Annotated in this window: 15 protein-coding genes; 10 read left to right on the plus strand and 5 right to left on the minus strand. The window is 38.2% G+C overall.

Annotation, left to right across the window (positions count from 1 at the left end; genetic code table 11):
• Nucleotides 1–90: 90 nt before the first annotated feature.
• From OQ279_RS06025 to ruvX, 4 genes are read right to left on the minus strand one after another with little or no spacing between them, the layout of a single operon-like run.
• Complete coding sequence (locus OQ279_RS06025; RefSeq protein WP_266068947.1) at nucleotides 91–552, minus strand: DUF5606 family protein; 462 nt, start codon at nucleotides 550–552, stop codon at nucleotides 91–93.
• A 57-nt stretch (nucleotides 553–609) separates the two neighbouring features.
• Nucleotides 610–1,200 (minus strand): peptide deformylase, encoded by a 591-nt coding sequence (gene def / locus OQ279_RS06030; RefSeq protein ID WP_266068948.1) that lies wholly within the window; start codon nucleotides 1,198–1,200, stop codon nucleotides 610–612.
• 58 nt (nucleotides 1,201–1,258) lie between these two features.
• The gene (locus tag OQ279_RS06035; RefSeq protein WP_266068949.1) at nucleotides 1,259–1,618 is read right to left on the minus strand and encodes a four helix bundle protein; all 360 of its coding nucleotides are present in this window, start codon (nucleotides 1,616–1,618) and stop codon (nucleotides 1,259–1,261) included.
• Nucleotides 1,619–1,669: 51 nt separating this feature from the next.
• The gene (gene ruvX / locus OQ279_RS06040) at nucleotides 1,670–2,077 is read right to left on the minus strand and encodes a Holliday junction resolvase RuvX (protein ID WP_266068951.1); all 408 of its coding nucleotides are present in this window, start codon (nucleotides 2,075–2,077) and stop codon (nucleotides 1,670–1,672) included.
• Between the two features lie 221 nt (nucleotides 2,078–2,298).
• Here ruvX and OQ279_RS06045 point away from each other — a divergent pair, with 221 nt between their 5' ends.
• From OQ279_RS06045 to OQ279_RS06060, 4 genes are all read left to right on the plus strand, one after another.
• Nucleotides 2,299–3,114, plus strand: coding sequence for a 2,3,4,5-tetrahydropyridine-2,6-dicarboxylate N-succinyltransferase (locus tag OQ279_RS06045; protein WP_266068952.1), 816 nt, complete (start codon nucleotides 2,299–2,301; stop codon nucleotides 3,112–3,114).
• 89 nt (nucleotides 3,115–3,203) lie between these two features.
• Nucleotides 3,204–4,262 (plus strand): glycosyltransferase family 9 protein, encoded by a 1,059-nt coding sequence (locus OQ279_RS06050; RefSeq protein WP_266068953.1) that lies wholly within the window; start codon nucleotides 3,204–3,206, stop codon nucleotides 4,260–4,262.
• The gene (locus tag OQ279_RS06055) at nucleotides 4,259–5,323 is read left to right on the plus strand and encodes a CDP-glycerol glycerophosphotransferase family protein (RefSeq protein WP_266068955.1); all 1,065 of its coding nucleotides are present in this window, start codon (nucleotides 4,259–4,261) and stop codon (nucleotides 5,321–5,323) included. The genes OQ279_RS06050 and OQ279_RS06055 overlap by 4 nt, the downstream gene beginning before the upstream one ends.
• A gap of 155 nt (nucleotides 5,324–5,478) precedes the next feature.
• Nucleotides 5,479–6,468, plus strand: a complete 990-nt coding sequence (locus OQ279_RS06060; protein WP_266068956.1) for a stealth family protein — start codon at nucleotides 5,479–5,481, stop codon at nucleotides 6,466–6,468.
• A gap of 43 nt (nucleotides 6,469–6,511) precedes the next feature.
• Here OQ279_RS06060 and OQ279_RS06065 read toward each other — a convergent pair whose 3' ends face one another.
• Nucleotides 6,512–6,673 carry a hypothetical protein gene (locus OQ279_RS06065; protein WP_266068957.1) on the minus strand — a complete coding sequence of 54 codons (162 nt, stop codon included), beginning with the start codon at nucleotides 6,671–6,673 and terminating at the stop codon, nucleotides 6,512–6,514.
• 380 nt (nucleotides 6,674–7,053) lie between these two features.
• Between OQ279_RS06065 and OQ279_RS06070 the strand changes: the two genes are divergently transcribed.
• From OQ279_RS06070 to OQ279_RS06095, 6 genes are all read left to right on the plus strand, one after another.
• Nucleotides 7,054–10,107 carry a SusC/RagA family TonB-linked outer membrane protein gene (locus OQ279_RS06070; RefSeq protein WP_266068958.1) on the plus strand — a complete coding sequence of 1,018 codons (3,054 nt, stop codon included), beginning with the start codon at nucleotides 7,054–7,056 and terminating at the stop codon, nucleotides 10,105–10,107.
• Between the two features lie 10 nt (nucleotides 10,108–10,117).
• Complete coding sequence (locus OQ279_RS06075) at nucleotides 10,118–11,713, plus strand: RagB/SusD family nutrient uptake outer membrane protein (protein WP_266068960.1); 1,596 nt, start codon at nucleotides 10,118–10,120, stop codon at nucleotides 11,711–11,713.
• A 181-nt stretch (nucleotides 11,714–11,894) separates the two neighbouring features.
• Nucleotides 11,895–13,886: a beta-N-acetylhexosaminidase gene (locus OQ279_RS06080; RefSeq protein ID WP_266068961.1), complete on the plus strand. Its 1,992-nt coding sequence runs from the start codon at nucleotides 11,895–11,897 to the stop codon at nucleotides 13,884–13,886.
• 77 nt (nucleotides 13,887–13,963) lie between these two features.
• Nucleotides 13,964–15,265: a DUF3472 domain-containing protein gene (locus OQ279_RS06085; RefSeq protein WP_266068962.1), complete on the plus strand. Its 1,302-nt coding sequence runs from the start codon at nucleotides 13,964–13,966 to the stop codon at nucleotides 15,263–15,265.
• Nucleotides 15,266–15,481: 216 nt separating this feature from the next.
• Nucleotides 15,482–16,708, plus strand: a complete 1,227-nt coding sequence (locus OQ279_RS06090) for a glycoside hydrolase family 27 protein (protein ID WP_266068963.1) — start codon at nucleotides 15,482–15,484, stop codon at nucleotides 16,706–16,708.
• 73 nt (nucleotides 16,709–16,781) lie between these two features.
• The gene (locus tag OQ279_RS06095) at nucleotides 16,782–18,596 is read left to right on the plus strand and encodes a DUF4091 domain-containing protein (protein ID WP_266068964.1); all 1,815 of its coding nucleotides are present in this window, start codon (nucleotides 16,782–16,784) and stop codon (nucleotides 18,594–18,596) included.
• Nucleotides 18,597–18,882: the final 286 nt, after the last annotated feature.

Below are 18,882 nucleotides of genomic sequence, written 5' to 3' on the forward strand. Positions count from 1 at the left end.
TACTTGAGCTCACGCTCAAAGATTACTATTTTTTTCACGCGAGGCAAGCCTCGGGGTATTTACCCTCCAAGAATAAATTTATTGTTGCGGCTATTCTTCTTCGCCGCCTGTATCATTTGGAGTCTTTTCGGTTTCTGAGCTTTCTTCGGAAGCATTTTCGTCTCCTTTAGAAAAGTTTATAATCCCTTTGCTCACCAACAGGTTATACCACTGAATGATCTTCTTAATATCGCTGATATAAACGCGGTCTTCGTCATAATCGGGCAGCACTTCGCTGAAGTATTCTTCCAGTTTGGCCTTAGATTCTTTATGACTTATAGCCTCTCCCCCATTTTCTTTATCATAGATCTTCTGAAATACCTCACGTAGAGGAACTTCTTCGCTGTAGGTATATATGGCAATCTCACTGAGAAGGCTCACATTGTGGCGCATGTTCACAGAGATTTTTTTTCCGTCTAACATAGATTCGGCTACAAATCCGCCCCGGGTTTGAGCCTTAAGTTCATACAATCCCGGTTTTCCCGAAATTGATAACACTTTATCTAACTTCATATTTATTTAAATTTTGGATCGCAAATATCTTACCTCCTGCCTAGAAATCAAAAATAATTAACGGCCTTTTTTTAATTCAGCAAACTTCATGCGGTAATCTACCTGTATCTTCCCTTTAGAGATATTGGTCAATTTGCCTTTTATAAGCCTCTTTTTGAGACTACTTAGCTTATCTGTGAACAGGATTCCTTCGATATGATCGTATTCATGCTGAATCACACGCGCAGCAAGCCCTTTATAGCTTTGGGTGTGCTTGTTAAAGTCTTCATCAAAATACTCGATAGTTATCTCAGGTTTTCTAAAGACATCTTCCCTAACATCAGGAATGCTGAGACAACCTTCATTAAAAGCCCATTCATCTCCTTTTTCCTCAAGGATTTTTGCATTGATGAACACTTTTTTAAGAGAAGCCAGTTCTTTTCTCTCTTCTTCAGAAAGATCTTCATCTTCGGCAAACGGGGAAGTATCTATCATAAATATACGAATAGGAAGCCCCACCTGTGGTGCAGCCAACCCTACGCCATAGGCGCCGTACATTGTCTCCCACATGTTTTCAATCAATTCTTTTAGTTTAGGATAATCGGCAGAAATATCTTTCGCTTTCTTTCTTAACACCGGATCTCCGTAAGCGGTTATTGGAAGTATCATGTTATTGTCTAAGGTATAATGTATATTGTATAATGTAACTCTATCGTTTTTCTGTGCCTCAGGATCTCTCCTGCGACTTAACAGCAGTCTTTCTCGAAGCAATAAAAATTGCAGTCAATTGCCTTGCCTCCTCTAAAACAAGCTCATATGTTCCTTCCGTTAGAATATTCTCCTCTACGAGAAATTCAATCCAAAAAATACACTCATCAGCTTCTTCTATTACTATGCTTAATTTAGAAATAAAAGATCGTTTTGTTTGCCCCAAATTGGCTGCACGATAATTTGCAGCCACAGAGGTTGATGCCCTTATCAATTGCTTCTGTACATGATCCTGCAGAACTCCTTTAGGAAAAGAAAGAGCCAGTTTAACACATTTATGTGCAAAATTATTAGAACGTTTTCTAAGGTCTCTTTCCATATCAACTCTAAATTAATTCTTATCTCTTATCCCTTATTCCTTACCCCTTAATCATTTATAAAGGTAGCTTTGCAAAATAATTGTCGCGCTTATTTCGTCTACAAGGGCTTTGTTTTGCCTTTGCTTCTTTTTAAGTCCGCTGTCAATCATTGACTGGAAAGCCATTTTGGAGGTAAAACGTTCGTCTACTCTTTCGAGCTTCATTTCGGGAAAAATTTCCCTGAACTTTTTCAGGAATTCCTGGATATTAACTTCGCTTTGCGAGGCCGTACTGTCCATTTGTTTTGGTTCACCCAGCAAAATAAGCTCAACATTTTCTTCGGAAAAATATTTTTTCAGAAAAGTCAAAAGTTCAGCTGTGGGAACAGTGGTGAGTCCCGAGGCTATAATTTTTAGCTCATCAGAAACCGCAACCCCCGTGCGTTTGGTACCATAATCAAGTGCGAGTATCCTTCCCATAATTCAGCTGCAAAGATACGTCTTAATTCGAGAACCCAAAAACAAGTCAATACCCGCCACACAGCTAAAGGCTTCGGCTAATTCAAGTTAAATGTATTACCTTCGCACCGCTAAAAGCCGGCACAAAAAAAGCCTTTCAAAAATGCCATTTTTGACAGATATTTCTACCGGAATTTGATTCCGGATTGTGCAAATGATTTAAAACAGGAAAAATACTGAGCATGGAACATTTAAAAGACATCATAGAAAAAGCCTGGGACAACAGGGAACTTCTAAATACATCTGAAACTACCAACGCCATAAGAGAGGTAATTGAACTTTTGGACAACGGGAAACTACGTGTTGCCGAACCCACAGCCGAAGGATGGCAGGTAAACGAATGGGTGAAGAAAGCTGTAGTGCTGTATTTCCCTATTCAGAAAATGGAGACTTTAGAAGCAGGCATCTTTGAATATCACGATAAAATCCCCCTTAAAAAAGGATATAAGGAAAAAGGGATACGAGTGGTGCCAAACGCAGTAGCCCGCCATGGAGCATACATTTCAAGCGGTGTGATCATGATGCCAAGCTATGTGAATATTGGAGCTTATGTTGATGAAGGCACTATGGTTGACACCTGGGCAACAGTAGGTAGCTGTGCCCAAATTGGAAAAAACGTACATTTGAGTGGCGGCGTTGGTATTGGAGGCGTTCTTGAACCATTACAGGCCGCACCGGTAATTATCGAAGATAATGCCTTTTTAGGATCCAGAAGTATCGTGGTTGAAGGTGTAAAGGTCGAAAAAGAAGCTGTTTTGGGTGCCAATGTAGTTCTTACCGCCTCTACAAAAATTATTGATGTTACCGGCGATGAACCTGTAGAGATGAAAGGTATTGTACCTGCCCGTTCGGTGGTAATACCCGGAAGCTACACAAAAAAGTTCCCTGCAGGAGAATACCAGGTGCCATGTGCCCTGATCATTGGGAAAAGAAAAGAAAGCACCAACAAAAAAACTTCTCTTAACGATGCACTAAGAGAACACAATGTGGCTGTATAGCTCACTTTTTCATTCTGTTGGAAAGAACATATTCGGTCTGTGTAAGTAAAGGAATTCTCTCCTTTGGAGGGATTAGTTAAATGAAGGTATTGATCATACAGCAAAAAATGATTGGGGATGTACTTACATCCTCAATCTTATTTGAAGCCCTTCACAAGAAGTTCCCAAAAGCAGAACTTCATTACCTCATTCAGCCTCACACTTTACCGGTTGTTGAGAACAATCCTTTTATTGACAAATTCATTATTTATAATTCGGGGCTTAATAAGAACCCCTTCAGGTTTCTGCAGTTTGTTAATCGCATCAGGCAAGAAGAATACACCCATGTCATCGATATATATTCCAAGATAAGTACAGGAATAATTTCCTTATTATCGGGAGCTAGCTGCAGGCTGAGTTATCATAAGAAATATACCAGTCCTTTTTACTCACAAACCTTTCAGAATATAAAAAATCCGTCTACCTGTGCCGGGCTGGCTATAGAAAACAGAATGCAGTTTTTACAGGCCTTTCATACGGATTTTCCTATGCATTCCCGTCCAAAAATATACCTGGAAAAGCTTCAGAAAGAAAAAGCCGCTACTCATCTTGAACAAGGCGGAATTTGTCATAGTAATCCTCTTATTATGTGTGGGATTTTAGGAAGCTCCGGCAACAAGAGCTATCCTCCTGCTTATATGTCCAAACTTCTCGATACCGTGGCTAACCAGGTAAAGGATAGTCAGATTTTATTTAATTATTCACCATCACAGGAAAAAGAAGCTATTGCTATCTATAACCTATGCTCTGAAACCACCAGGTCCAGGATATTTTTCAACCTATACGCCAGGGAACTGGCAGATTATATTTCAAATTGTGCCAACTGTGATATTTTCATAGGAAATGAAGGTGGAGCAGCTAATATTGCCAAAGCACTGGCAGTCCCTACTTTTTCTATACATTCCCCTTCTATAAAAAAGAATTACTGGGGAATTTACTGTGATGACAGAGATAAAGTTTCTGTTCATCTGGAAGACTATGAGCCCAGCCTTTTTCAGAATAAAAAAGAAAAGGAAATTAGGGCAAAAAACCTGAAATACTATAAAGTGTTTAGACCTGAATTAATTCAACCAAAGCTGGAATCCTTTCTTAAAAACCTCGACCTATGAATTATCGCTTCCTAATCTACATTAGCTATTCATACGCATTCCCTATTGGAGAGCCACTGGAGAAAGAAATTTTAGCACGTGGATATGAGGTAAAATGGTTTGCCGACCGGGAAGAGACCCGAGAAAAAATCAGCAGTGAAAAACAAGCACTTGATAACATTAAAGAGGTTATGGATTATCAACCTCACGTGGTTCTAAGTATCACTAATACCATTGCCGATTTTATTCCAGGGCTAAAAGTTCAGGTGTTTCATGGCTTTGAAACCAGCAAAAGAAACTTTAAAAAAGGACATTTCAGGATAAGAGGTTTCTTTGATCTTTACTGTACACACGGGCCTTCAACCACTCAAATATTTTTAGAACTGCAAAAAAAACACAAACACTTCGAGGTACGCGAGACAGGTTGGCCCAAACTGGATCCTCTTTTTCCTGTACATGATGAACCCAGGGAAAAACCGTGTATTCTGGTTGCCTCAACATTTACCGAACGACTTAGCCTCGCCTATAATGATGATGTGGTCAAAGAAATTACGCGACTTTCAAAAAGGGGAGAATGGGAGTTTAAGGTAGTACTGCATCCAAAATTGCCTGAAGAAATCGTTAATAAATTTCGGGAAATTCAGAATGAAAATCTCACCTATTATGAAACCACTAACCTAATTCCTCTTTTTAAGGAAGCAGATGTGTTGCTTGCAGATTCTACCTCGGTTATTACAGAGTTCTTACTGCAGGAAAAACCGGTGGTTACCTTTAGAAATTCTAAACCCGGACCACAGCTCATTAATGTTACTGAAGTAAGGGATGTGGAAGTTGCACTTACCGAAGCTCTCGACCCACAAGTACAACTTCTGGAAAACATCAAGGAATTTAATCAGAGAGTGCATCCGTATAAGGATGGAATATCCAGCAAAAGACTAATTGATGCTTGCCTGGAATTTCTTCACGCAGACAAAACAGAACTTAAGCCGAAACCCTGGAACCTTATAAGGAAATTTAAAGAACGAAGAAAGCTTAGTTATTTTCCACTTAAAACATATCGGAGACCCCCAACCATTAAATAACACCAACTAATTATACTTTTTTTACTATTATTGTGATTTTCATGATTTTAGTATACCTATAACCATGATCTATAAAGATTATCCATAATTTTGGTATTATTTATTTCTCAAAATTAACTTCCTGAAATAAAAATCTCTGATTAAACTCTTACTGAATGACAAAACCTGTAGAAAATATTCAAGTTGATGCCGTTATCACGTGGGTGAATGGAAATGATAGAAATTGGCAGGAAAAGATTAATACTTATTCTGAATCTAAAATTAATTTCTCTTCTAAAAACCACCTTAAAAGATATAATTCAATTGGAGAAATAGACATTGCAATTAAATCGATAATTAAATTTGCTCCTTTTATTAAGAATATTTTCCTGGTAACCGATAATCAGTCGCCTGAGTCCTTTGATTCCCTGCAATCACTTGCTCTAAAGAATGGAGTAAACCTTGAACTTGTTGATCACAAAGTTATTTTTAGGGGTTTTGAAGAATATCTACCCACTTTCAACTCGTGCTCCATTATCTCTATGTTATTTAAGATACCCAACTTATCTGAGCACTTTATTATTTTCAATGATGATACTTTCATAATGAAAGAAACATCAGTAGATGATTTTTTTATTGATGGAGAACCCATTATAAGAGGTGAATGGCAACAGTTTAATGAGAACAGGGTATTAAGAAAAAAATACCATGCTGTGTTGAATCTTTTGAACATTCCCATAAAGAAGAAAAATACGGGGTTTAAGAGATTACAACAAAATAGCGCCAGATTAGCTCAAATGGATAAGTATGTTAGACGTTTCCACACTCCGGTTAGTGTTAGAAAGTCAACTCTTGTTAACTTTTTTAAACAAGATTCTGTATTAAGAGAAAACATCCAGCACAGGTTTAGAAATGAAAATCAATTTATTTTATCTTCCTTATCTGAGCATCTGGAAATTCAAAATGATACTTATCATTATCGGAATTATTCACAACTAACATATTTTAGATCATACAAAAATCTATGGTTGACCAAGTTAAAGCTGAAGTGGTATAAAAAAGATCAGAGAAAACTTTTCGTCACCTTCCAAAGTTTGGATATGGCAAACGATAAAATATTAGATTATATTTTGAATTGGATAGAAAAACAACTTAACAATAACTAAAAAGTTCCTATTTTAAAGCTGCAAAGCGAAAGCCAAAGAAACTTTATTCCCCCCAGCACCAGCCAGGAGAACCTGCAATTCCTTTTTTTGCCAAAATAGGCTGTAAATATTCATTTATTTCCTTCGATCTCTGCTGAATCAATTCAAAGGTTAACCGCCATATTTCGGGCTGCCCTGTAATTTCCTGTTGCGTGTATATATTCACAAATTCTGTTTTAAGATGGGTGATAAAGTTGACAATTTAAATGTTCAACTAAAACTATGAAAAAATTTGTCTTTACAAAAGACAATGAAATATTTCGGAAATTAGAAACATTCGTTTAGCTATTATTTAGCTAATTAATACTTCCGAATTTGAATTAATTTATATACACCTCCAATTTTACAATTTTAAAAAAAATTTTCAAAATTGAGGCAAAACCCCTATATCATAAGGCATACGTTACAAAATATACATTCACAAACAGCAAAACATTCATAATTCCATAAATAATTATTAATATTTTGTTTGGAATTAATACGCAAAAATATAACTTAGCAGAAGTTATCGAAGAATAAATTCTTTCGTTTACTATTTAATTTCTGTTGAACTTCTTAAAACTAACCAAAAACAACCCTACCAGACTTATGAAAAAAATCGTAATAACCACTTATTTTCTACTTTTCTCCATCATTATGTTGGGACAAACTACAGTAGAAGTAAGCGGAAAAGTCGTAGACAATGATTCAGGAATCCCCATTCCAGGTGTCAACATCATTGAAAAAGGTACTACTAATGGCACCATGACAGATTTTGATGGGAATTTTGTCCTTGAGGCTCCCGCCAACGCAACTTTAGTAATTTCATACTTAGGCTACACCACTCAGGAAATTAATATTAACAACAAAAGCGAAATCGATATCGCGCTCCAGCAAGGTGCCGCTGCTTTAGATGAAGTTGTAGTGGTGGGTTATGGCACCCAGAAAAAGGTAAATCTTACCGGATCTGTTGCTTCTGTAGACGGAGATATGCTTGAAAGCAGAGCTATAACGAGCGTTTCTGCAGGCCTTTCGGGTCTTCTGCCGGGAGTCTCTGTAAGGCAATCTTCAGGAATGCCAGGAGCTGATGGCGGGACTATAAGAATTCGTGGAACAGGCACCTTAAACCAGGCCTCCCCAATGGTTTTGATTGATGGGGTGGAAGGCTCCTTAAATGATGTACAAAGCAATGATATTGCGAGTATTTCGGTATTAAAAGACGCAGCCTCAGCGGCTATTTACGGGTCAAAAGCTGCGAATGGAGTGATTTTGATAACCACAAAAACCGGTAAATATGGTGAGCCCACCGTCAATTTTTCAAGTGATATTGGTTGGCAGTCTCCAACTAAACTTCCAGATTATTTAGGATCTTATGATTATGCCACTCTTTACAATGAAGCGTTAGAAAATAGCGGAAAAGCAGCAAAATTCAGTGAAGAAGATTTGGAATTATTCCGTAATGGTTCAGATCCTTTCGGACATCCAGATACAGATTGGCAAGACCTGCTCTATCAAGGCTCAGGATTTGTAATGACCAATAACTTTGGAATATCCGGAGGTTCAGATTTCACTAGATATCGGGCATCAATAAATCATCAAAAACAAGAAGGTATAATTAAACATACTGGAAAGAACGAATATAACGGGAGGCTTAATTTAACTCTTACCCCCAAGAAATGGCTTACTACAAATATGAATCTATCCTACACTCAGATGGATCGTGAACAACCAAATAATGCGTATGTAGGAGGTGGTATAGACCAAATAATAAGACAAGCTAATAGAATTGCCCCCTGGATTCCTTATAAAAATGAAGATGGAACTTACGGTACAATTTCAGATGGTAACCCAATAGCCTGGCTGGATATGGGCCCACAAATAAATTACCTTAGAAAAACATTTGTAGGTATTGGATCAGTTCAAGTTGATTTAATGAAAGGCCTTAATGTAAAAGCGTTAGTTTCTCATAGAAATGTTGAATCTGATAATTCAGAAATGAATAAAGAGATTCAATACAACCCTTCGAAATATCACGGGCCTACAAAATTACTTGAAGATTTAAGCTCGAGCACACGAAACACATTAGATTTAACAGCCAATTATTTTAGTACGCTAAATGAAGTACATAATGTAGCGGTATTAGCTGGTTATCATGCCGAATCTTTTAATTATAAAAGAACTACCGCCTACCGTGAAAACTTCCCAAGTACCGAACTCCCCAATTTAGATGCAGGGTCTACCAATGGAATGAAGAACTCAGGCTATACAAGAGATTTAAATATGGTATCATGGTTTGGCCGAATAAATTATGATTTTGATGGACGTTACTTACTTGAGGCTAATGTACGCGCTGATGCTTCCTCCAGATTTGCTGAAGACAACAGAGTGGGAGTTTTCCCCTCCTTTTCGGCAGGATGGAGAATTTCAGAAGAAGCATTTTTTGAAAACGCCAAAAGCATATTTAATGATTTAAAACTTAGAGCCTCATGGGGCCAGCTGGGTAACCAGGATGCCTTAGATGACTATTACCCAACAATTCCTACCTTAGGATTAGGTGCCGACTACCCATTTAATAGCACCATAACTCCTGGTGCTGCCGTGATAAATGCAAAAAACGAAGCCTTGATCTGGGAAAAAACTACCAGTTATGGTTTAGGGCTTGACACACGAATATTTAACAGGCTAGATCTAACTGTAGATGTGTATAAAAAACTTACCGAAGGTATTATTATGCAAGTGCCGGCGCCTAATGAATTTGCTTTAAATAACTTCTTCGATAACGTTGGAAAACTTGACAATAAAGGGATAGAAGCTACCCTGAATTACAGGGATACATTTGGAGACCTTGATTTTGGCTTTGGAGCAAACCTGGCCTACAATAAAAATGAATTGGTTCAACTGGCAGGAACCGATCAAATTATTAGTGGACGCCAAATTCGCCAATTAGGAAAATCTCTGGATGCCTGGTACGGCTATAAAACAGATGGTTTACACCAAAGTCAGGCAGGTATTGATAATTATCCCACCAATACAATATATGGCAACCAGATAAAGCCAGGTGATTTAAGATATGTTGACACCAATGGAGATGGCGAAGTAAATGCCGATGACCGGGTGCTATTAGGTAACTCTACACCAAATTTCAATTTTGGTTTTAATTTAAACTTGGGATATAAAAACTTTGATTTATTAGCCCTCTTCCAAGGTGCAACAGGTGCTTATGGCTATATGGATTTTGATGCTATTGGAGCCGTTAACGGCGATGCCCAAAAACCATCTGCCATTTGGTTAGATAGATGGACACCAACTAATACCAACACTAGTGTACCACGACTCGTAGATGGAATATATGGCCCTAGTATGCCACAAAACTCAACAACAAGTTACTGGTTGAGGAGCACAGATTATTTGAGGATGAAAAACCTTCAAATTGGATATAACATTCCCCAAAATATTTTAGAAAGCTGGAATATCTCACGCCTTAGAGTGTATTACAGTGCCCAAAATCTCTTTACAGTTACAAATTATCTCAAAGGATGGGATCCAGAAGCACCATCAGGACGTGGTAGCAGCTATCCAGTCGTAATGACTAATTCGGTAGGATTGAACTTAACTTTTTAATTTAAAAAATATGAGAAAAATAATATACTTACTGGGAATAGTAGTTACGTTAAGTGCTTGTGACGATTCATTTTTAGAAACAGCACCAAATGACGCTCTCTCCCCTTCCACTTTCTGGAAAAATGAAAAAGATTTAGAGCTGGCACTCACGGGAATATATAATGGATTTGAAAGTGGAGGTTCCCTGATGTACCGTGATGCAGGCTCAGATAACGCATATAATAATTTCCCATGGGAAGGCTGGACCAATATAGGTAATGGAAATGTTTCTGCAGCAGACCCGGGGGCTTCATATTATAATTTTGGAACCATAAACCGAAGTAATGAATTTCTTGAAAATGTAGATAAAGCAACTGAAGTCTCAGAAGAAAAAAGGGCCATTTATAAAGCTCAGGTACGTTTTATTAGAGCATATAATTACTATGTACTTACTACGAATTATGGCGATGTACCTTTGATTACCGAAAACTTTGCCACTCCCGAAGAAGCTAAAGTTCCACGAGATTCCCGGGAGATCATCCGCAAATTTATTGAAGACGAATTAAAGGATGTAATTGGAGTACTCCCAGAATCTTATCCCGGAGGAGAATATGGTAAAGCTACAAAGGGCGCAGCTCAAGCATTGCTTATGAGATATTACCTCTACTTTAAAGAGTACAGCAAAGCTTTGACAACTGCTAAAGAGATATCTGGCTATTCATTAAACCCAACTTTTGAAGGTCTTTTTGATCCGGCAAATGAACAAAACAGCGAAGTGATTTTATCGGTACAGCACACTGCAGACTTTTATGCTATGGATTTTACTCCGTTTTTACCCAATGGACTTGGGGGCTGGTCTTCAGTAGTTCCTACACAATCATTAGTAGATGCCTTTGAAATGACTGACGGGAAAACCATCGAAGAAGCCAGGGAAACAGGAGAGTATGATCCCTCCAATCCATATAAAAACAGGGATCCAAGATTGAGAGCAACGATTGTTTATCCAGGTCAGGTTTTTGCAAACCAGGTGTACCTATCTATAGAAGAAGGCAGTAATGACTACTACAGCACAGCCGACAATGCTTCTAAAACTGGTTATAATTTTAAAAAGTATACAACTTTTATGGATTTAGATCCAGGTTCACCGTATTGGAATATGGGTAATGATATTTATATTTTTAGATATGCCGAAGTGCTTTTAACCATTGCTGAAGCGAAGGTAGAGTTAGGACAAATAGACAATGAACTATATGAAGCCATAGATAAAGTACGGTTAAGAGCAAATATGCCTGCAGTAGACAGAGCTAAATATTCATCTCAAGAAAGTTTAAGAAAATTGGTGAGAAATGAACGTCGCGTGGAATTTGCTATGGAAGGATTACGTAGAGATGATATCATACGCTGGGAAATTGCCGGTGATGTTCTTAATGGAGATTTAATCGGTGTGAAAAGAGGAACAGTTCTCGAATCCACACAACCAAATGGGGACCATAATGTATCTTTGAACCTCCCTGCAAACTTAATTGAGAACCGTCAATTTCAAGCTCCTAAAAACTATCTCTTACCTATTCCACAGGGGGCAATTGATAAAAATCCTAATTTAAAACCGAATAATACAGGATATTAAAACTTGTCATTTATTTAAATATTTAGAAGAAACAAAATATACACTATTTAACTATTTGAATTTTAGCCTCTATTGTAATGCCCTGCTGAAATTTCCGCAGGGCTTTTACTATATTTTTGTTTCTGTTGCTCAGATCCTTTATCAGGCTGTAGCTAATTGTATAACTCCTCCCCCGATTTTCATGAAAAAATTAACTCTAACCTTTATTGTTGCATTACTCCACTTCTGTGTTCTTGCCCAAAATTCCATAAATATCATTCCTGCACCCCAACAGTGGAATCCCACGGGAAGTCAAATACACTTTAAAGCAATACATGTAAAATTCCCTTCTAATATTAATGATAAAGAACAAATACTGTTAAACAGATTTAAACTTGAACTGATAGATCTTGGAATTCCCCTTATAGATGCTCCGGGTGATTCTGTTCTAAATTTGGAATTTGACACAGCGTATTTTGATATTAATGCTCAAAAGGATGCTTACCACATAAAACTGGGTATGAATACCGCTATAAAAGCCGACTCATACAATGGCCTGGTTCACGCCACCAGAACATTGCTGCAGTTATTCTCTCAGGCTAACCAAAATGGTAAACTTTCAGCCGGCACAATTATCGACTTCCCAACTTACGAAAAACGTATGTTGATGATTGATGTGGCCCGCAAGTTTTTTACTGTAGATGAATTGAAGGATTTTATTAGGATTATGGCCTGGGTAAAGATGAATGAACTTCATTTACATCTTAGTGATAATTCCTGGGGAGGTTACAGTGCATACCGCCTGGAAAGCAAAAAATATCCCGAACTCACAGCAAAAGATGGCTATTATAGCTGGGAAGAGATTGAGGAACTTCAGGATTTTGCAGCCTCTTACGGTATTACGATTACACCAGAGATAGATTCCCCTGGGCATTCCCTGGCCTTTACAAATATACGACCCGATCTTAAGAGCCCTTGGCTAAGTCCAAATTACCTGGATATTACTAATGAAGATACGTACGAATTTATGGAAGAAATCCTGGCAGAAGTTATTCCTCATTTTAACGCTCCCGATTTTCATCTAGGTACAGATGAGTATCGTATTAACAGCATAAAAGACGACTCCCTCAAATTTAAAATTGGAGACACATTCCTAAAATATATAAATCACTTTAATACAGTTGTCAAAAAACACGGAAAAAATGCCCGAATCTGGTCCGGATTTGAAAATATGCCAGGTAACACAACAATAGACAATGATGTGATCATAGACATGTGGGAAACCAGTGCTGCCAAAGATAAATCCCAGGAAGGATATAGTTTAATTAATTCTTCCCACTATTTCTCCTACATAGTTCCCGGAGCTCCTTATTACGGGGTGAACAATAAATTTATTTATGAAGAATGGAGCCCTCTCATCTTTAGTAATAAAAAGGAACAAAACCTGTCGCAAGGTGATCAAAATCTCCTGGGAAGTAAATTACATATCTGGAATGACTTTGGCCCCACAGGATACAATATTTCTGAAATTGCACGACTCGTGCTGCCATCCATATTTGTTTTTTCTGAAAAAATGTGGGGGACAAAAGCCTACGACTCGGTAGAAGAATTTAATAGTAAAGCAACAGCTTTAATAAAAATTCCGAACACTTCGATCCTGTCACGGTATTTCACGAATGAAAATATCATACTCAGCAAAAATAAAATTGATTTATCCGGAAGTTCAAAAAAAGAGACTTGCACAACATTAAAGAATTTAGAATATCCCTGGTCTGCAGAAATTACCCTTAAAAGAACAAGCTCCTCTCCCGGTAAAGAAGCACTGTTATCTTCACAATTGGCCACAGTTTATACAGATTTGGAATATACTTTTAAGGAAAATGACACCTCATACACAAAAAGAGGTATTGCCATTGTTCGGGCAAATCAAACAGAAGGAGATACCCCGCTAACCTCTCATAAACCAAATGTGATAATTTTTGAACATAATATTCCTATCGACAAAACAACTCATTTGAGAATATTGGGTGAAAAAGGCAAAACCACTTTATACGCTGATGGAAAATTAATTGGAAGTAAGAATATCCAAACCTTGATTCCTTTAGAATTCTTTGGCTCCTCAGTAGAATCAGTCTTTCAGGGTGTCATCCAAAATATTAAAGTAAAACAGCTTGAAGAAAAAAGACCTTTTTGACCACCCATTGGGTCTCTAAAATGAATTGGAGTCATTAATTTCAATTTCTTCTGAATAATCTAATAATCGTCTTTACAATGAAAAAATTCCAGCTTTTAGTAATCGTTCTATTAAATATTCTCCTGATTTCCTGTGAAAATAAGGAGTCTTCTAAAGAAGCATCGGTACAGTATACACAACGCATTCCCGCAGGAGAAAATTCATGGATTTCCCACAATGAACAGCACGATCATCAAACTATAACAAAAGAAGGAATCCGAAACTGGAACGGCAGCGAACCTCTAAAGACCTACTTCAGGATTTCAGGGCAAGGCGAACTAAGTGTGGGCTTACACTTAAAGACCTCTTCTGAAAAAGTTATTTTAAAGGCTACTTTAAATGGTATAAGTAAGAAAATACCTCTCAAAAATGACATTTTTGGTGATGTTTACCTGGGAGAGTATCCAATCAACCAGTCTGGATACCAGGAACTTATTTTGGAAATATTACAGCCAGATCCAGATGTTTCTGTGGATATAAATGAAGTCTTATTAGCCGGAAATGCTGCAGAAGGCGATGTGAATTTTGTAATAGACAATTTCCATTTTGGGCGTCGGGGTCCCTCTGTACACCTCCGCTACCCTATTCCGGAGAAAAGTGAAAAAACACTATATTTTTATAACGAAATAGAAGTCCCCGAAGGCGAAGATGTAATTGGCTCCTATTATATGGCAAACGGATTTTCTCACGGCTATTTTGGCATACAGGTAAATTCTGAGAGCGAACGCCGCATTCTTTTCTCGGTATGGAGCCCTTACGACACGCAAGATCCTGCTGAGATCCCCGAAGACCAGAAAATCGTATTACTTAAAAAAGGCGACGGAGTGAATACGGGCGAATTCGGCAACGAAGGTTCAGGCGGGCAAAGTTTTAAACGCTATATGTGGAAAGCAGGAACAACCTACCGTTTCCTATTAAAAGGCGAACCTGCCGGTCCCGATCATACTGTCTATACCGCCTATTTTTACACACCTGAAAAAGACCAGTGGGAGCTTATCGCCAGTTTTAAAAGACCCAAGGCAAGTAATTACCTTGGTAATTTATATTCTTTCTTAGAAAATTTTGTGCCTGCCACCGGTGATACTGCTCGAAAAGCTCATTATAAAAACCAGTGGATCTATGATAAAGACAAGGGCTGGATAGAACTCACCAAGGCTATCTTTACAGCCGATGCCACGGCTAACCAAAAAGACCGGCTGGATTATGCAGGTGGTGAAATCGATGAAGGTTATTATTTGAAGAACTGTGGATTTTTCAACGATTTTACTCAAGTTGAAACAGAGTTTAGCCGCAAGGAAAATGGTTCTGCTCCTCAAATAAAATTTGAAAATCTTCCGTAGATCCTAATCAACATCTTTCCTTTAAATAATTAAATTTTTAGTAGCTATCACAACAAAAGGTAAATTATTCGATTACGAATTTATCTAATAATGAATTATATAACTCAAAATTAAAAGCTTATACTTTCGAGACTGAAAAATTTGGCTTTATACTAAATTGTAAATCGTATTCTAAAAACTGAATAACCTGTATTTAACCTTCTTAACACAATTACTATGACGCCTAAACCCCTAATTCTACTGCTTGCACTCTGTTTCTCATTGTTTTCAAGTGCCCAGGACTCCCTGTTGGCTCCTACTCCCCCCATGGGATTTATGACCTGGAATTATTTTGGAGATGATATTAATGAACAAGACATCAAATCTATGGCCGATGCTATGGTAGAGGAAGGTCTTGTAGAGCTGGGTTATGAGTACATTTTTATTGATGACGGCTGGCAGGGAGGTCGCGATAAAAGAAACAATATAATTCCCGATCCTGAAAAATTTCCTTCAGGAATTAAAGCTCTGGCAAAATACCTTCACAGCAAGGGAATGAAACTTGGTATCTATTCCGATGCGGCACAACTTACCTGTGCCGGGTACACAGCCAGTCTGGGGTTTGAAGAACAAGACGCCAAAACTTTTGCATCCTGGGATGTAGACTATTTAAAATACGACTACTGTGGTGCCCCAACCGATAGAAAAACTGCAGAGAAAAGGTACTCTAAAATGGCTGATGCTTTGCAAAATTCTGGGCGGCAGATCGTGTTTTCTGTATGTGAATGGGGACAGCGGGAGCCTTGGCTATGGGCTAAAGAGGCTGGCGGACAGTTGTGGCGAACCACTTATGATATTCGGGATAAATGGAGTGCAAACGCTCCCGAAGGCACCAACCTTCATGAAGAAAGTATTGGTTATGGAATACTTGATATTCTGGAAATCAATGCCGAACTGGATGAATATGCCGGTCCGGGAGGATGGAATGACCCAGATATGCTTGTGGTGGGGCTTCATGGCAAAAGTGGCCCTTCTGGAGATCAGGGTGGTCATGGTGCCACAAATACCGAATATCAAAGCCAAATGAGTTTGTGGTCTCTTATAGCTGCCCCATTGATGATAAGCAATGACGTGAGAAATATGGATGAAGAAACCCGGAGAATTCTAACTAATAAAGATATAATTGCCATAGATCAGGATCCATTGGGCAAACAGGGCAAAAGAGTAATTAATAAAGACAACTGGCAGGTTTTCGTGAAACCTTTAACCGATGGAAATTATGCGGTTGGTATCTTAAATACTTCTGAAAAAAAACAAAGATTTAAAGAAAACCTGAGCAGTTTAGGTCTGGACGGAAAATATAAACTGCTGGATGTATGGAGCAAAAAAGATTACAGAAAAACTGACAAATTAAATTTCCAAGTTCAATCCCACGAAACATTAGTGTTTAAACTGAGTCGATAACACTTTTTTAATATCACTGGTTTAAGTTACCACCTCAACTTATATTTCTTTTACAGAAGTCTAAATTCTTGTTATGAACATCATCAAGTCAGTTTTTTTGGTATTTGCATTTTTCTTCCTGGATGCTCCAATGTGGGCTCAAAATCCTGTAGATCAAAATTTTTCCGATAAAATAACAGGACAGGATGAATTTCCAGAGACTTACTCTGAAATATCGAACCCCATTCCTACTCCGGTGCATTTGTGGCAGAATAAGCGTCAAAATGTAATAGGCTGGGGAAACACTGATACTCGCTACAAAAAAGAGGAACCAGCCAGGGTCGGGGATATTTCCAATAAGGTTGAGATGACCGGCTGGAAGGGTGAGCGGGTATCTGCCCAATTCGTGGTTTCGGCAGTTAAATCTCCTTTAGAACTTTCCTTTGAAGTGAGCGATTTAGTGCATAACAGTAATAAAAAGTGGAGAATAGAACAGAGAACTATTTCTACAGGGTTTGTGCGCTATGTAATGACCGATGAACTCAATAAAGATAAAAAAGGAGCATGCGGTCACCGAAACGCTAAAGATTTTGATTCTACCCTTGTGGCCGACCCTATAGATCATCTCACTAAAAGCCTTTTAATTCCTAAAAATTCGACCCGTCCCGGATGGGTGAAAATATGGATCCCTCAAAATGCTTTTCCCGGAAGCTATACAGGAACCTTAAAAGTACTGGATGGCAAAAAAGTCATAAAAAAACTGAGAATTGAGATTAACGTCAAAGACCGAAAAATACCAACCCCTCAAAAATGGCGTTTTCACCTCGATCTTTGGCAAAACCCTTACGCTGCTGCACGTTACTATCAAACCGAACTGTGGAGTAAGGCTCATTTTGAAGCTATGGAAAAAGATATTCAGCATTACGCCAATGCCGGAGGAAAATCTATTACTGCCTCTATTATGAATAAACCCTGGAACGGACAAACCTATGACCCCTTTCAATCTATGGTGACCTGGAAGCGGAAAATAAATGGGCAATGGGAATTTGGCTTTACCGCTTTTGATAAGTGGGTAGAGTTCATAATAAAAATGGGCGTAGATAAACAAATTAACTGCTATTCCATGGTGCCATGGCGGTTATCCTTTGAATATTTTGATGAAGCCAGTAATTCTATGAAAATTGTAGAAACGGAACCCGGGGAAAAAGAATATGAAGAAATGTGGGGCGCAATGCTCACCTCATTTGCCGCCCATCTCAAAGAAAAAGGCTGGTTTCACAAAACCTATATTTCTATGGACGAGCGCCCTATGGAAGTGATGCAGGAAACCATAAAGGTCATTAAAGCAGCCGATGCAAATTTCAAGATTTCATTTGCAGGTGGAAACCATCCAGAATTATATGAAGAAATTGATGACTACTGTCTTTCTATGGAAGAGTCATTTCCCCAGGAAGTTAAGGAGGAGCGTAAAAACAATAGCAAGATTAGTACTTTTTATACCAGTTGTGCACATGCTGCTCCCAACAGTTTTACTTTTAGTCCGCCGGCCGAGAGCGAATGGTATGGCTGGTATGCAGCTTCACAAGGTCTTGATGGATACCTGCGTTGGGCTTATGCCAGCTGGGTTAAAGAACCTTTACTAGACAGCAGGTTTACTACCTGGGCTGCGGGAGACACCTATTTTGTTTATCCCGGTGGAAGGACTTCCATAAGATTTGAAAAACTCCTTGCAGGCATTCAGGCGTATGAAAAAATTCTGATTTTGAAAGAAGAATTCAGAAATACCAATAATCAAAAGGCTCTAAAAGAATTGGAGGAAATCCTGCATCTTTTCAGTAATAACAACTTTGACCAAACCACTGCTTCCGAAGTAATAGAGAAAGCAAAGCTTGTAATCAATTCCTTTTAGAAGGCCTGATGTACCCAAAAAAGCTTGTCAAAAATGGCATTTTTCACCTGAAGAATTCCTCTACATAACCTCCATAACCTTCAAATTTTGTGGAGGATTAAGCCTATATATTCTCCTGTTCAGCCAGTAAATAAAGGCTGATCTTGACCATGAGCGGAATTGTGTCCTATTCCTTGAGACACTTAGAAGATGCGGATTCAATATTCATTAATAAGTAGCTCCTTTTTTTTTTTAAACATAAAGAAGCCTGCCAGATTTAGGTAAGGTCAAAATCTGACAGGCTGCA

The organism is Salinimicrobium profundisediminis (assembly GCF_026241755.1).
Classification (GTDB): Bacteria; Bacteroidota; Bacteroidia; order Flavobacteriales; family Flavobacteriaceae; genus Salinimicrobium; species Salinimicrobium profundisediminis.

Coding starts and splice junctions, on each gene's coding strand:
- OQ279_RS06035 (WP_266068949.1), bottom strand. CDS start 1,618: ATGGAAAGAGACCTTAGAAAACGTTCTAATAATTTTGCACATAAATGT.
- OQ279_RS06090 (WP_266068963.1), top strand. CDS start 15,482: ATGACGCCTAAACCCCTAATTCTACTGCTTGCACTCTGTTTCTCATTG.
- OQ279_RS06075 (WP_266068960.1), top strand. CDS start 10,118: ATGAGAAAAATAATATACTTACTGGGAATAGTAGTTACGTTAAGTGCT.
- OQ279_RS06060 (WP_266068956.1), top strand. CDS start 5,479: ATGACAAAACCTGTAGAAAATATTCAAGTTGATGCCGTTATCACGTGG.
- OQ279_RS06095 (WP_266068964.1), top strand. CDS start 16,782: ATGAACATCATCAAGTCAGTTTTTTTGGTATTTGCATTTTTCTTCCTG.
- OQ279_RS06045 (WP_266068952.1), top strand. CDS start 2,299: ATGGAACATTTAAAAGACATCATAGAAAAAGCCTGGGACAACAGGGAA.
- def (WP_266068948.1), bottom strand. CDS start 1,200: ATGATACTTCCAATAACCGCTTACGGAGATCCGGTGTTAAGAAAGAAA.
- OQ279_RS06025 (WP_266068947.1), bottom strand. CDS start 552: ATGAAGTTAGATAAAGTGTTATCAATTTCGGGAAAACCGGGATTGTAT.
- OQ279_RS06080 (WP_266068961.1), top strand. CDS start 11,895: ATGAAAAAATTAACTCTAACCTTTATTGTTGCATTACTCCACTTCTGT.
- OQ279_RS06055 (WP_266068955.1), top strand. CDS start 4,259: ATGAATTATCGCTTCCTAATCTACATTAGCTATTCATACGCATTCCCT.
- ruvX (WP_266068951.1), bottom strand. CDS start 2,077: ATGGGAAGGATACTCGCACTTGATTATGGTACCAAACGCACGGGGGTT.
- OQ279_RS06085 (WP_266068962.1), top strand. CDS start 13,964: ATGAAAAAATTCCAGCTTTTAGTAATCGTTCTATTAAATATTCTCCTG.